Annotated in this window: 10 protein-coding genes; 3 read left to right on the forward strand and 7 right to left on the reverse strand. The window is 64.1% G+C overall.

Going from position 1 to position 14,123, the window contains the following annotated elements; all coding sequences use genetic code 11:
- Nucleotides 1–215: 215 nt before the first annotated feature.
- A complete protein-coding gene (locus P0D80_RS25185; protein ID WP_132375331.1) occupies nucleotides 216–1,142 on the reverse strand; it encodes a recombination-associated protein RdgC in 927 nt (308 codons plus the stop codon).
- Between the two features lie 217 nt (nucleotides 1,143–1,359).
- On the opposite strand from P0D80_RS25185, the gene P0D80_RS25190 reads away from it, so the two are divergent.
- Both P0D80_RS25190 and P0D80_RS25195 read left to right on the forward strand, forming a co-directional pair.
- The gene (locus P0D80_RS25190; protein ID WP_408287278.1) at nucleotides 1,360–1,908 is read left to right on the forward strand and encodes an ester cyclase; all 549 of its coding nucleotides are present in this window, start codon (nucleotides 1,360–1,362) and stop codon (nucleotides 1,906–1,908) included.
- A gap of 85 nt (nucleotides 1,909–1,993) precedes the next feature.
- Nucleotides 1,994–2,314 (forward strand): hypothetical protein, encoded by a 321-nt coding sequence (locus tag P0D80_RS25195; protein WP_132375335.1) that lies wholly within the window; start codon nucleotides 1,994–1,996, stop codon nucleotides 2,312–2,314.
- A gap of 26 nt (nucleotides 2,315–2,340) precedes the next feature.
- Here the strand turns inward: P0D80_RS25195 and P0D80_RS25200 are convergent, their stop codons facing one another.
- The 5 genes from P0D80_RS25200 to msbA all read right to left on the reverse strand — a co-directional run bounded on the left by P0D80_RS25200 (nucleotide 2,341) and on the right by msbA (nucleotide 9,403).
- On the reverse strand, nucleotides 2,341–3,600 hold the full coding sequence (locus P0D80_RS25200) for a glycosyltransferase (RefSeq protein ID WP_408287280.1): 1,260 nt from the start codon (nucleotides 3,598–3,600) through the stop codon (nucleotides 2,341–2,343).
- Nucleotides 3,601–3,605: 5 nt separating this feature from the next.
- Nucleotides 3,606–4,949 (reverse strand): O-antigen ligase family protein, encoded by a 1,344-nt coding sequence (locus P0D80_RS25205; protein ID WP_408287282.1) that lies wholly within the window; start codon nucleotides 4,947–4,949, stop codon nucleotides 3,606–3,608.
- On the reverse strand, nucleotides 4,949–6,076 hold the full coding sequence (locus P0D80_RS25210; protein WP_408287367.1) for a glycosyltransferase family 9 protein: 1,128 nt from the start codon (nucleotides 6,074–6,076) through the stop codon (nucleotides 4,949–4,951). Before P0D80_RS25210 ends, P0D80_RS25205 begins: the two co-directional genes overlap by 1 nt.
- Nucleotides 6,077–6,421: 345 nt before the next feature.
- Nucleotides 6,422–7,498, reverse strand: a complete 1,077-nt coding sequence (locus P0D80_RS25215; RefSeq protein WP_408177987.1) for a glycosyltransferase family 4 protein — start codon at nucleotides 7,496–7,498, stop codon at nucleotides 6,422–6,424.
- Nucleotides 7,499–7,609: 111 nt separating this feature from the next.
- Nucleotides 7,610–9,403, reverse strand: a complete 1,794-nt coding sequence (gene msbA, locus P0D80_RS25220; protein ID WP_132375345.1) for a lipid A export permease/ATP-binding protein MsbA — start codon at nucleotides 9,401–9,403, stop codon at nucleotides 7,610–7,612.
- A 200-nt stretch (nucleotides 9,404–9,603) separates the two neighbouring features.
- On the opposite strand from msbA, the gene P0D80_RS25225 reads away from it, so the two are divergent.
- Entirely contained in the window at nucleotides 9,604–10,365 is a 762-nt protein-coding gene (locus tag P0D80_RS25225) for a glycosyltransferase family 2 protein (RefSeq protein ID WP_408287287.1), read from the forward strand.
- Between the two features lie 173 nt (nucleotides 10,366–10,538).
- On the opposite strand, the gene dnaE is transcribed toward P0D80_RS25225, so the two are convergent.
- Nucleotides 10,539–14,108, reverse strand: coding sequence for a DNA polymerase III subunit alpha (gene dnaE, locus P0D80_RS25230; protein ID WP_408287290.1), 3,570 nt, complete (start codon nucleotides 14,106–14,108; stop codon nucleotides 10,539–10,541).
- Between the last annotated feature and the right edge of the window lie 15 nt (nucleotides 14,109–14,123).

Below are 14,123 nucleotides of genomic sequence, written 5' to 3' on the forward strand. Positions count from 1 at the left end.
TGCTGATCGCCATCTTAACCATTTTCGCGGCGTGGACGCGCAACGGTCCCCCGTGAACCACGAAGCGAAAGCGCACATTCGCCGTGCCTCGCTCAAGCGTCTTTGTGCCGCTCATGCCGATGCGCTTTCGCGATCAATCGATCAGGCATGAAAAAGGCCGGCGCGGATAGACTTCAACGCGCCGGCCTGCAACGAACCAGAAAACCAGAAGCTGCTTACGCCGCCCTGGCTTGCGGCATCGCTTCGCCGCCCTGCTCGCCGCCCAATGCGTCGAGCAGATCGCTCAACATGCGGTCGAGCTCGGCGGTCATCAACGTGACGTCCGAGTCGAAGCGTTCGTCGTCGTTTTGCGCGGTGGGGTCGCTCGCTTCCTTCAGCACGTCGAGCGGCGCGATGCGCTTGATCGTCAGCGACGGTGTCAGCACGAACGACACGCGATCGTTCCACGTCATCGCGAGCCGCATGCATTGCTTGCCGGCTTCGATATGACGGCGCATATCTTCGGCATCCAAAGTATGTCCCACATAACGCACGGTCGCGTTGCCTTCCGTGGGCGAGCGCAATTCGGTGTCCTGGTCGAGCGTGAAGCCGGCGGGACCAACGCCTGAGAGCAGCCATTCGGTCATGGCCGCGACCGGCGAGTGCGTGACGCGCACCGTGCCGAGCGGCAATTGATCGATCGACTTGACCAGCAGGCCGCGCACTTCATCGGCGACCGCTTGCGAAGCGGCGTCGATCACGAGCCAGCCGTTCTTGCAATCGATCCACACGCGCGTGTCGCGGCGAATGCTGAAGGCGCGCGGCAACAGTTCGTCGGTGACCTGTTCCTTGAGTTCGCGCATTTGCTTGCGGCCGGGTTTGAAGCCTTGCTGATCCTCGAGTTCGAGCGCGCGTTCCTTGGTCACTTGCGTGACGACCGACGCCGGCAGCAGTTTCTTTTCGGCGCGAAACACCAGCAACATCTGGCCATTGAGCGAGTACACCAGCGAGTCGTTATCGCGCGGCGATGCCCAGCCATGGCTTTGCATCTCGACGCTGTTGCCGGGCGCGAACGCGTGCGGCGCGAGCCACTTCTGCATCTGTTCTGGGGTGACGGACCACGGAGCGGGAAGACGGTGAAGCTGAAGGTTTTTGAACCACATGGGCAGAGTCGTGTACGGGCAAAGCGCACCATTCTATCTGACGATAGACGTCGCGCGGTCGGCCCGACGGACTCTGTTACTTCGTTCGCGCACTCAGCACCGAACGGCTGATTTTCAAATATGGATAGCAAATCCTTTAAGCGACAGACCGATTATCAAACACGGCCTTACGCTGGAGAATGCGCTTCATCCACTTCAACGCTCTCTGGAACGCGCCATGTCCACCTCTTCCCTGTCCCGAATCGCCCGTCATCTGCTGCTCGCCGCGAGCCTCGCCGGCGCCTTGAGCGCCCACGCCGCAAGCGACGCGGACCTGCCCGTGCCACACCACGTCGCGGTTGCGTCGAACTCGGCGCAAAGCGCTGAAGTCGTGCGGACCGCGCGCCGCTACGCCGCCTTCTGGAACACCGGCGACGAAGCCTACGCGAAGCTCGCGCTGTCGCCCGTCTTTGTCGACCGCACCTTGCCGGATGGACGCCCGCAAGGCCCTGAAGGTCCGCTGCAAGCGTCGAAGGGTTTTCGCGCGGCGGTGCCCGACCTGCACGCGGAAATCGACGACCTGGTGGTGGCCGGCGACCGCGCCTCGGTTCACCTGCATTTCCGCGGTCACTTCACCGGGCAGTTCCAGAACCTCAAAGGCACCGGCCAGACCGTCGACTTCCAGGCCTTCGACCTGTATCGCGTGAAGCACGGCCGCATCGTCGAAAACTGGCATCTCGAAGACAATCTGACGCTGCTCAAACAGCTCGGCGCCATCAAGCAGTAATGGTTTAGCCGGATCCGTTTTGAACGCGCTTTACGTTGAAATCACCTAGACTTTTTGACAAGCACGTGACTAGACGGAGGCGGCCATGGCCGATGAAACCGCACCCTGGCAAATGGTGGAATACGAGGGTTTCGAGATTCACGTAGCGCCGTTTCTGAAAAACCCGCCCAAGGAAGGGCACACGCCGACCGCGGCGAATAAACGCTACACGTATATCGGCTACGTTTGCCATCCGGGCGCGGATCCGGCCATTCCCGGCCACGCGGTTCCATTTCACCCCGACGGCGAAGAGAGCTTCGCCGGCGAAGACGAAGCCCTCTATGAAGGCATACACGTGGGACGCAGCATCGTGGAAGGCACGCATCCAGACCTGACGGTGTTGCCGCTGGTGACCGGCGGCGTGTGAATCTCTGGCTTGCGCTGATTTGCGCTTCAGTGAGCTGTTTGCACGCCCGACGGCGAGTCGTGCTTCGCCAGCAGGCGCAACGCCAACTCCAGCATCCGCTGATTGGCGCGTGGGGGCGTGAACGTCTCGACCTTTTGCAGCGCGGCTTGCGCGAGACTCCGGCGCAGCTCGGTGTCCGTCAGCAGGCGCTCGATGGCAAGCGCCATTGCGTCCACGTCGCCGACCGGCACCAGCAGGCCGGCCTTGCCACCCTCCAGCATATCTCGCGGACCGGTCGGGCAATCCGCCGACAGCACCGGCGTGCCGAGCGCCATCGCCTCGCCGAGCACCACGGCGCAACCCTCGTAGCGGCTGCTCAAGACGAGCATTTCTGCCTGCCGGATATAGGGCAGCGGATTGGCACAGAAGCCAAGAAACTGCACCGATGCACCGATCCCCAGTGCGTCGGCGAGTTGCTCGAGCTCGCGCCGGTCCCGCCCCTCGCCGATCAGGACGAGCGCCGCCTCGCAGCGGCCGCGCTCGCGTAGTTGGGCGTAGGCTCGCAGCAAGGTCTTGTGGTCCTTCTGACCTTCGTCCAGACGCGCCACGGAAACGATGAATGATTCAGCCGGACGCTTGATCTCCGCGCGCGCCGCGTGCCGCAGCGCGTCGACGTCGATCACATTCGGCAATTCGACAATGTCCATGTCCTGGCCGGCTGTCGAAAAGAGTTCGCGCGCCTCGTCCAGCATGGCAGGGATCAGCACGGTAATCGCCGAGTAACGCGCATAGTGCCTCACACGCCGGGCGATGTACCGCTCGCTCTTGCCGCCGAGCCGAGCCGCGAGGCTGAAATGGTTCACACCGAACCAGGGCACATTGCAACTGCCAGCCATATGACGCAGCGAAAAATCGAAATCGCAGACCAGATCGTGCTGCTTCGCGAGGCGCCGCATACGCAGCGCCGCCAGCGGCCGGATCACGCCGTAGGTCAACAGCTTGTGCAATAACTTCTCGCCGGCCCCCAGCTTGCGCCCGCGCGCCGCCTGATGCAGCGCGTACATCCACTTCGACGAGGCGAGCACGTGGACGGGCACGTCATCGGGAATCGACTGCGCGCGCCAGAACGCCAGGTCGTCGGTCGGGTAAGCCACCGACAGGCTCGGCGCGAACAGCCGCCGGTCGAGCGTCTTCAACCACGATAGCAACGCGGTCTCGGTGCCGCCTTTGCCGAAATCGTTGATATGAAACAGGATGCGCAGCGGGGTGCGGTCAGCTTCAATAGAGTGAGGGTTCACGTTCGTCATCAAGGTTATTCGCCCAACTCTGCTGTCGGCGCTTCGCGCCGCTGTTCACTGCGTGCCACCGTGGATTGCCCACGTGCAGTCTCGGTCGACGTTCCGCCTGGCGCGCGAGCCTGCTCCGCGCAGCCCAGCAGCAGGCCCGCGAAAGCCCAGAACGCGAGCATGGTGGTCTGCCACATGAAATCGTCCGTCGTATTTTTCGCGATCATGCCGGCCACTAGCGCAATGCCCGCGGCGCACAGCCAGGGCTTGACCCGCCGCAGCCGCCAGAAACGCGCGACGAGGCACAGCAACAGCACGGTCTGCAGCACCACACCAATGAATCCCGTCTGCAGCCACGTGTTGATGAACAGGTTGTGCGCATGCGTCAGCGCTTGCGGTTCGACCGCCAGCAAACTGGCCGGCATTTCGCTGCGATAGACGATACCCGGCAGCGGCTTGCCGAAGCCCACGCCGACCCACGCATGACGCTCGGCCTCGCCGACATAAAACGCCCACAGCTTCGGACGCGTGTCGGCCGATACCGTGTCGCCGATCGCGGACAGCGAGCCTGGCACATAGACCTGATGACCCTCGATCGCCAGATCGTGTAACTGCGTGGCAGGGGGCAGGGCCGCCGTGCGCAAGCGGGAACTGAGTTCGAGCGTGCCGACACCGGCCGCGCCCACCACGGCAATGACCAGCAACGCCAGCGGCAGGCGACGCCGGTACAGCGGGAACAGCGCGACCAGCAACGTCGCGGCGGCCGCCGGCCAGAAGAACCGGTTGAGCGTTGCCAGTCCGATGAACAGGCACAGCACGATGCCGCTCGCGCCGATCACGCGCCAACGCGGCCGCAGCAAGAAGCCCGCGAAGAGCGCCATCGCAAATACCGCGAGCGTGCTGGTGTGGCCGACGCGGTTATAGAAGTGCATTGGGAAGGTATTGGCGGTGGGCGGCTGCAGATGCCCCCAATTGAGCGCGCTGATCAAGGCGACCGCCACGCAGGCGATCCAGTTGACGGCCACCACGGGCGCGGGCCGCCGCAGCTGGGTGCCGAATAGCCAGAAGCCCCAGAACGACACCAGCGGATAGAGCACTTCGTCGCACCACGCGTGCAGACTGATCATCGGATACATGGACCACGAAACCGAGGCGAGGCTCCAGGCAGCCCAGCCCGCGATAGGCAGCGCCAGCGGCCAGTGCCATAGCGAGGGCCGGTCCGGCGACCAGGCCGCCGCCACCACGCCGAGCGCCATCAGGGCGAGCGCATTGAAGACGATCGCCGTCATGTGGCCGAACATCACCACAAACAGAATGACCGGGCAGGCAACCCAGAACACGCGCTCCACTCGCGCAGCCGTGTGAGTCATTACACTTTCACCAGAACATTTTGCAATGCGTTGTATACCGACTCGACCGACAGCCGGCCCATACAGTCGGCATGGTCACCGCGCCACGCGACGCAGGTCGTCTCGTTGCGATCACAGCGGCGCACCCATGCTACCTCGCGGCGGAAAATAAAAGGCTGATCGCGGCACGGCATATCAGCGATCGTAATCGGCACGAAGGGCACCTCGCGCCAATAGCGGCCCGCGCCGTGAATCAGCGCGTTGCCCGGCCCGAACAGCGCGAGGGTCGGCACCCCAATCAGGCGCCCCAGATGCGCGACGCCGGTATCGGGACAAACCACGGCTTGCGCGCCGGCAAACAGATGCCATAACTCGCCGAGCCCGAGCCGCGCCGCCAGGTTCGGATGATGCGGGTCCGGGTCGATTGCCCGAATCAGTTCCGCTTCGCCCGGACCGCCGGTCCATACCGGCAGGTAGCCGAGTGCTTCCACGCGTTGCGCAAGCTCGCGCCAGCGCGCGTTGGGCCAGCGTTTGACGCTGGTGCTCGCGCCCGGGTGCAGCACGACGTAAGGCTTCGTCAGCAGCGACGGTTCGGGCAGCGCCGCGTGTTGCGGCGCGCTCCAGTCGCTCGGCCGGTAGGCGCGCGGCGGCGGCCCGTCGATCAGTTCCGCGGCGAGGTCGGCCCAGGCCGCCGCAGCGTCGGGATACGGCACGCCGCGGTTGAGTGGCCAGTTCTTCCAGGCCGGCCGATCGCCCGCATGTCCGACGATCCAGCGGCAGCCCGCGCCCAACGCAAGCCAGCTATGACGATTGTCGCCGAGCACCATGCCGAGGTCGTAGGGTCCGGAAAGCAAAACGTCGCGCACCGACTTCACATCACGCGGATCGAACGGCAAGGCAGTGACGTCGAAAGGCCGCCCGGCATACAGCGGCACGATCGCCTTCGGACAGGCGAGAACGATTTGCGCTTGCGGATGTTGCGCGCGCAACTTGGCGAGCAGCGGCGTGAGCAGCAGCGTGTCGCCCAGCAAGAGATGATGCGCAATCAGGATACGGCGCGGGTGCCGTGGCTCGCGGCGCAATGGCTTGATCAGCAGTCGCGGGATGGCCCGCGCAAAAATATGAAGACGCCCGGCAAGCCGACTCATAGGCTCATCGGCGCGTGGGTTCCCGCCGCGATCTTGCTGTACGCCGATACCCGGCGCGAGGTCGCGTTCGCCATGCACAATCTCCAGCGGTATTCGTCCCGAAGGCCTCCAGTGCAGCGGCGACGGCCCCGTCGCGGCGGGCTGGCGCGGCTCGGGACGCGCCGCCTTTTGCCCACCGCCTGTCCAGGCCGGCATGGAAAGCTCGATGAAATAAGTGGGTGTTCGGCTCGAGTTGAGTTCGAGCGTTGATAGCTTGAAATTATAACATGCGCCCCTGCCGCGGAACGACGCAAAACCGCGCCAGGCGGCCCGCCCGCCCCTTCTGTGACAAGGGCGTGGCGGTCTCTAACGCGCGGCGTCGATCTGCCGAGCCAGCGTCAACAGCGCGCTCACGTGAGCGGTCACGCTTGCGTCATAAAGCACCGCGTCGCGGGCGAGTTCCGGCGACGCGCGACGCGTGCCGTCGCGATTCGCGCGCACTGCCCGTTCGAGAGTGGCGCGCAGGTCGGCCAGGTCGTTCGGCGCGAACACGAATTTCGCATGCGGGGCGATCGCATCGCAGCAGCCAATGCTCGACGGGAAAATGACCGGCGTGCCGCACATCACCGATTCGATACCGACCAGCCCAAACGGCTCATATGTGGATGCGAGGATCGTGAAGTCCGCAGCCTGGTAACACTCCGCGAGTTCTTTCACATAGCCGATATAGCGCAGCCGCTCGGATGTGCGCGCGGGCGGCCGCCCGGCCACGGCCACCACCACGGGCAGCGACGTGTCGCGCAGCGCGGCTTCGATGAGCGGCAGCCCCTTGCGCTCGTGGCTGCTCGACGGGAACAGCAGGACGATCTCGTCGTCGGAGAAACCATATTTGTGACGCAAGGTGGAGCGCGTCGCGGCATCGGTCGGCGCGAAGCGCGTGCCGTCCACGGGCGGATACAGCACGCGGATCTTCGCTTCGTCGACACCGTACAGTTCGCGCAGTTCGTCGTGCATCAACTGCGAATGCGCCACGACGACTTTCGAGCATTCGTACTGGCGGCGCTCGAGCGCAATCTGCCAGCGGTCCGAACGCTTCTGCGCGCGCCCCGTCGCCCGCAAGAACCCGAGATGCGTGCCGCCGCAGATCGCCACCTCGGACGAGTCGACGCGGTTGCAGCCAATAAGCACATCGACGTGCGCCGCGCGCCGCGCCGCGCGCAAGCGCCATGAAAACCAGCGGTCGCGCAGCTTGCCCGGCAGGAACGAGACGTTGATGCGATGCGGCTCGACCAACTTGCATTCCGGCAGCGACGCGTCGAACCTACGCGCGAAGAAAGCCGGCTCGACGCCGAGCGCGGCGAGGCCACGCACCAGATCCATGGCGTAGCGCTCGAGGCCGCCGCTGTGCTGCAAGGCGTTACTGGAGAGTCCAAGTTTCTTCATTCAGACAGCGCGCGCCTGCGCCTCGTCAAATGTTAAGGGGGTCGGTCACGCGCGGTCCGGCTAGCGGACCGCGTGAAGGGAGAGCCGAATGGCGGATTGACGTGTCGTGCTTCAGGCCGCGGTCTGCTGGAACTGGATGCGGTGCAGATGCGCATACAGTCCGTCTTGCGCCAGCAGTTCGCGATGGCTACCGCTCTCGACGATCCGCCCCGCTTCCATCACCAGGATGCGGTTGGCGCGCTCGATGGTCGACAGACGGTGCGCGATGACGAGTGTCGTGCGGCCCTTCATCAAAGTTTCCAGCGCGGCCTGCACGTGGCGCTCGGACTCGGAATCCAGCGCCGAGGTCGCCTCGTCGAGGATCAGGATCGGCGCATCCTTGTAGATTGCGCGCGCAATTGCCAGACGCTGCCGCTGGCCGCCCGAGAGCATCAGGCCGTTGTCGCCGACCAGCGTATCGATGCCTTTCGGCATTGCCTCGACGGTGTCCCACAAGTTGGCCGCGCGCAGCGCCGCCTTGACCTTGTCGGGATCGGCGGCCTGGCCGTACGCGACGTTATTCGCGACCGTGTCGTTGAACAGCACCACGTCCTGGCTCACCATCGCGATCTGACTACGCAACGCGTGCAGGTCGTATTCGGGGATCGCCACGCCGTCGACCAGGATCTGGCCGCCGGTCGGATCGAAAAAGCGCGGCAGCAGATTCACCAGCGTGGTCTTGCCGCTGCCCGACGGACCCGCGAGTGCGACCATTTCGCCCGGCGCCACTCTGAACGACACCTGGTCGAGCGTGTGGCGGTTGTGCGTGGCGTTGGTGCTGTAGTTGAACGAGACGCCGCGGAATTCCACTTCGCCGCGCGCGCGCTCGAGCGGCTTGCCGCCGCCTTCCGGTTCGGACGGCTCGTCGATCAGACCGAAGATCAGTTCGCACGCCGTCATGCCGCGTTGCAGCGGCTGGTTCACGTCCATCAGATGCTTGAGCGGCGAGATGATCAACAGCATCGACGTGACGAAGGCGACGAAGCCGCCGACCGTGGTCTGATCCGACGACGACTGCACCACCGCGATCGTGATCACGACGGCGAGCGCGATCGACGCGAGGAACTGCGTCAACGGCTGCGCGAGGCCGCCGGACACGGTCATGCGCATGGCATAGCCGCGCAGACGCTTGCTCATCGCCTCGAAACGGTCCATCTCATACTGCTCGCCGTTGTGCACCTTGACGACCTTGTAGCCGCCCACCGATTCTTCGACGATGTACGACAGTTCATTGGTCAGCAGTTGATGCTCGCGGTTCAAACGACGCAACCGGCGGTTGATCTTGCCGACCAGCCAGCCGATCGCCGGCAGCAGCACCGCGACGATCAGCGTCAGACGCCAGTTCAGATAGAACAGATAGCCGAGCAGGAAGACCACGGTGAGCGAATCGCGCACCAGCGTGACCAGCACACTCAGCAGCACGTTGAGAATCTGGTTCACCTCGAAGACGATCGCGTTGATCACCGTACTCGCGGTTTCGCGCTGGAAGAACGCGACGCTCGTGTGAATCATGCGGCTGAACATCTTCAGGCGCAGATCGAGCAGGATCTTGTTCGTCACGTAGGCAAGCAGATACCCGGACGCGTATTGCGACACGCTGCGCACCAGTGCGAGGCCGATCACCGCGGCCGGCACGAACCACTTGGTCTTGTCGTTGGCATGCGCGCCGAAGCCCTTGTCCAGCAGAGGCTTGAGCAAGGCGGGGATCGCCGCGTCGGTCGCGGCGCTGACGGCCATCGCGACGATCGCGCCGAGGAGAACCCACATCAGCGGCTTGATATACGGCCATAGCCGTTTAAAGACGACGGCGGCCGATGACGCCTCACCTGAACCGATGGGTTTGCTTAACGTTGGCTTCGCGCTCAAGGAATCCTCTGAGAATGCGGAACGGCAACCGCACGGCGGACGGAATGCCGGCCGGGCGGAATATCAAAAAAGAGCATTGTAAACGGTTGGGGGTGGGCGTCGGCGGATAGAGGCTGGCTGTGTATACTCCTCGTGCCACTCGCCTGGCGCCACCCGCTTGCGCGATTCGTTCCGTCATTCCGCCCTCACGCTACTCAGGTATGCAAGAAACCACCCTCGGCGTCGCCATCATCACCAAAAACGCGGCGGCGCGGCTGGCTGAATGCCTGCAAGCCGTGGCCTTCGCCGATCAGATCGTCGTGATCGACGGCGGCAGCACCGACGGCACCGCCGAGATTGCCCACGCGCATGGCGCCCGCGTGATCGAGCAGACCGACTGGCCGGGCTTCGGCCCGCAAAAGAATCGCGCGGTCGACGCGCTCAGCACCAGCTGGATTCTTTCAATCGACGCCGACGAGATCGTTTCGCCGGAACTGGCGGCGGCGATTCGCGCGGCGCTTACCGCCCCTAATGCAGACGTCTACGCGGTAGACCGGTTGTCGAGTTTTTGCGGCCACTGGATTCATCACAGCGGCTGGTATCCCGACTGGATTCCGCGCCTCTTCAGACGCGGCGCGGCGCGTTTCTCCGATGACCTGGTGCACGAGCGGCTGGTGTTCGATACACCGGCCCAGCGCCTCACCGGAAAGCTGATGCACTACTCCTACGAGGACTTCGAAGGCGTGTTGCGCAAGCTCGATGCGTATTCGACAGCGGGCGCCGAGCAACGTCATGCGGCGGGTCAGCGCGGCAGCTTCGGCAAGGCGCTCGGGCGCGGTGCATGGGCGTTCGTGCGGACTTACTTGCTGCGCCGTGGTTTTTTGGACGGCCGCGCCGGTTTCATGATCGCGGTGTTCAATGCGGAGACGGTGTATTACCGGTTTTTAAAGCTGGCGCGGTTGGGGGAGAAGGCGCGGCGGTAGGCGTCGGCACGTGCGTCGCCAAACGCCAGCAGCCTTGCCGCGACGCCGGGCGCCCGCGCCAGTGATCCCCGCCTGATAACGGGCATGCGCAACGTCATTCGCTCCGCAATGCTTCGACGCGCACAGTGCGCAATCAGCTCTGCCCGCGCCAGTGGCGCGGGCGCCACCACCGATCAATAGACGATCTCGATCGAGCTTCCCGCGAACTCGCCACGCAAGGCCGCGAGCAGTTCGTCGGTCGGCTTCACACGCCATGCGTCGCCCAGACGCATTTCACCTTCCGCATTCTGGCTGCGATAGACCACCTGCACGGCAAGCCCATTCGGAATCTGTACCGCCTGACGCTGGCCACCCCCGCCATAGCCGCCACCATTACGGCCACCGCCGTTCCCACCACGCGATGAAGCCGCCGGCGCCGCTGCCGCTTGCGGCTCGTCTTTGCCGGCGCTATGCGCCTCAAGCACGCGACGCAACGCCAGCGCGTCCGCATTGCCGTTCATCTGCACCTTCACCGCTTCCGCGTAACGGCAGCGCGCGCGGCCGAGATCCATGACCGTGTCGACGGTGAAGCGGATGCCGCCCGTGAACGCGTCGTTACGCGCCTGGCCCTGCACGACCAGCAGTTCGTCTTCCTTGAACAGCTGCTTGTGCGCTTCGAACGTCTCGTTGAACACCGTGACTTCGCATTGGCCGGTGCCGTCGTCGAGGAGCGCGATCAGCATCTTGCCGCGCTGGGTCATCTGCGTGCGCAGCGACGCGATCACACCCGCAACCAGCTTGTCGCGCCCTTCTTTCAGCTCGCCGATCTTCTGGCGCACGAAGCGGCGCACTTCGTCTTTGTATGCGTCGAACAGATGGCCCGACAGGTAGAAGCCGAGCGCGGCCTTCTCTTCCTGCAGCTTTTTCTTTTCCGGCCACTCCGGCTCGTCGACCAGTTCGTGACCTTGCGACGGCGCGTCACCCATGTCGAACAAACCCGCCTGTAGCGCATTGGCGCTCGCCTGTTCGGCGGCTTCCATGGCGAGCGAGACGGAGGCGATCAGTTGCGCGCGATTCGCATGCAAGGTGTCGAACGCGCCGGCGCGGATCAAGGCTTCGACCGTGCGGCGATTGACGATGCGGCGATCGACCCGGTTGCAGAAATCAAAGATGTCGATGAACGGACCTTCTTCACGCGCGCGCAGGATTTCCTCGATCGCGTTCTGGCCGCTGCCCTTGATTGCACCGAGTCCGTAACGGATCGTTTTCGAGCGCTTGCCATCAGGCTCGGCCACCGGCTCGAAGCGGTACGCGGACAGATTGACGTCCGGCGGCAGCACCGCCATTTTGTTCGTGAGACAGTCTTCGAACAGGATCTTGACCTTGTCCGTGTCGTCCATGGCGAGCGACATATTCGCCGCCATGAATTCCGCCGGATGGTGCGCCTTCAGCCACGCTGTGTAGTACGCGAGCAGCGCATACGCGGCCGCGTGCGACTTGTTGAAGCCATAGCCCGCGAACTTCTCCATCAAGTCGAAGATTTCGTCGGCTTTCTCGCCGGTCAGCCCGTTTTTCGAGGCGCCCTGGCGGAACAGCTCGCGGTGCTCGGCCATTTCCTCGGCCTTCTTCTTACCCATCGCGCGACGCAGCAAGTCGGCGCCGCCCAGCGAGTAGCCGCCGATGATCTGCGCCATCTGCATCACCTGCTCCTGGTAGACCATGATGCCGTAGGTCTCTTTCAGAACAGGTTCGACACGCGGATCCGGATACTCCACCACTTCGCGGCCATGCTTACGCGCGCAGAAGCTCGGAATCAGGTCCATCGGGCCCGGACGGTACAACGCGACCAGCGCGATGATGTCCTCGAAACGGTCGGGTTGCGCGTCTTTCAGCATGCCTTGCATGCCGCGGCTTTCCAGCTGGAACACGGCGACCGTATTCGCTTTCTTCAGGATCGAGAACGACGCCGGGTCGTCGAGCGGCACCTGCGCGAGCGACCAGTCCTGCTTGGACGGATCGAGACGGCGGATATAGCGCTCGGCCCAGTCGAGAATCGTCAGCGTGGTCAGACCCAGGAAGTCGAACTTCACGAGGCCGACGGCTTCGACGTCGTCCTTGTCATACTGGCTCACGACGCCGCTTTCATCGCCCTGCGTGTACAGCGGGCAGAAATCGGTCAGCTTGCCGGGCGCGATCAGCACGCCGCCCGCGTGCATGCCGACGTTACGCGTCAGGCCTTCCACGCGCTGCGCGAGTTCGAGCAACTGATGCACTTCGTCTTCGTTGTCGAAACGCTCCTGCAGGAGCGGCTCTTCTTTCATCGCGTCGGCGATGGTGACGTGCTTGCCCGGCTTGAACGGAATCAGCTTGGCGATGCCGTCCGTGAACATGTAGCCGAGATCGAGCACCCGGCCGATGTCGCGCACCGCCGCCTTCGCCGCCATCGTGCCGAACGTGGCGATCTGCGACACCGCGTCCGCGCCGTACTTTTCCTTCACGTACTGGATCACGCGATCGCGGCCGTGCTGGCAGAAGTCGATGTCGAAGTCGGGCATGGACACCCGCTCCGGATTCAGGAAACGTTCGAACAGCAGGTTGTAGCGCAGCGGATCGAGGTCGGTCACACCGAGCGCGTACGCGACCAGCGAGCCCGCGCCCGAGCCCCGGCCCGGTCCAACCGGCACGCCGTTGTTCTTCGCCCAGTTGATGAAGTCCGCCACGATCAGGAAGTAGCCGGGAAAGCCCATCTTGATGATCGTGCCGCACTCGAATTCGAGGCGCTCGTAATACGTCGCGCGTTGCGCAGTGCGCTCGGCTTCATCCGGATACAACTGTTCGAGACGCTTTTCGAGGCCCTCTTTCGACAGATGCACGAGGTAGTCGTCGAGCGACATGCCGTCGGGCGTCGGGAACAGCGGCAGCTTGGGCTTGCCGAGTTCGAGCGTGAGGTTGCAACGCTTGGCGATTTCAACCGAGTTGACAAGCGCCGACGGAATGTCCGCGAACAGCGCCGCCATCTCTTCCTGCGTGCGGAAGTACTGCTCGGACGTGAAGCGCTTCGAGCGGCGCGGATTCGCCAGAATGTCGCCTTCGGAAATGCACACGCGCGCTTCGTGCGCGGTGAAGTCGTCCGGCGTCATGAACTGCATGGGATGGGTGGCGACCACCGGCAATTTCAGCGACGCCGCGAGCGCGACCGCCTGCTGCACGTACTGCTCGCCGCCCGGCAGACCACAGCGCTGCAACTCGATATAGAAACCGCCCGGGAACACCTTCGCCCAATGCAACGCGTTGCGTTTGGCCGCTTCTTCATTGCCCGCCGCGAGCGCGAGGCCGATGTCGCCCTGCTGCGCGCCGGACAATGCAAGCAGCCCAGCGCCCAGGCCGGATTCGAGCCAGCCGGCCTCGATCTCCGCGCGACCGCGATACTGATTCGTGAGCGACGCCTTGCTGAGCAGTTCGCACAGGTTCAGATAGCCGAGCCGGTCTTTCACCAGCAGCAGCAAACGGGAAGGCTTGTCGCGGTCGTCTGGATTGGTGATCCAGACGTCGCAGCCGGCAATGGGTTTGACCCCTTTGCCGCGGGCTTCCTTGTAGAAACGGACGAGGCCGAATGCGTTGCCGAGATCGGTGAGGGCGAGCGCGCCCTGGCCGTCTTTGGCCGCGGCCTTGACGATGTCGTCAAGACGCACGATGCCATCGGCAATCGAGAATTCGGAGTGAACGCGGAGATGAACGAAGCGGGGATCTGACATGGGCGACATTGTAACTCCACCCTT

The organism is Paraburkholderia sp. RL17-373-BIF-A (assembly GCF_046030175.1).
In the GTDB taxonomy this organism is placed as follows: domain Bacteria; phylum Pseudomonadota; class Gammaproteobacteria; order Burkholderiales; family Burkholderiaceae; genus Paraburkholderia.

Excerpts from the sequence above, each read along its gene's own strand:
- P0D80_RS25215 (WP_408177987.1), bottom strand. The coding sequence starts at position 7,498 with ATGAAGAAACTTGGACTCTCCAGTAACGCCTTGCAGCACAGCGGCGGC.
- P0D80_RS25225 (WP_408287287.1), top strand. The coding sequence starts at position 9,604 with ATGCAAGAAACCACCCTCGGCGTCGCCATCATCACCAAAAACGCGGCG.
- P0D80_RS25185 (WP_132375331.1), bottom strand. The coding sequence starts at position 1,142 with ATGTGGTTCAAAAACCTTCAGCTTCACCGTCTTCCCGCTCCGTGGTCC.
- dnaE (WP_408287290.1), bottom strand. The coding sequence starts at position 14,108 with ATGTCGCCCATGTCAGATCCCCGCTTCGTTCATCTCCGCGTTCACTCC.
- P0D80_RS25210 (WP_408287367.1), bottom strand. The coding sequence starts at position 6,076 with ATGAGTCGGCTTGCCGGGCGTCTTCATATTTTTGCGCGGGCCATCCCG.
- P0D80_RS25190 (WP_408287278.1), top strand. The coding sequence starts at position 1,360 with ATGTCCACCTCTTCCCTGTCCCGAATCGCCCGTCATCTGCTGCTCGCC.
- P0D80_RS25205 (WP_408287282.1), bottom strand. The coding sequence starts at position 4,949 with ATGACTCACACGGCTGCGCGAGTGGAGCGCGTGTTCTGGGTTGCCTGC.
- P0D80_RS25195 (WP_132375335.1), top strand. The coding sequence starts at position 1,994 with ATGGCCGATGAAACCGCACCCTGGCAAATGGTGGAATACGAGGGTTTC.
- P0D80_RS25200 (WP_408287280.1), bottom strand. The coding sequence starts at position 3,600 with ATGACGAACGTGAACCCTCACTCTATTGAAGCTGACCGCACCCCGCTG.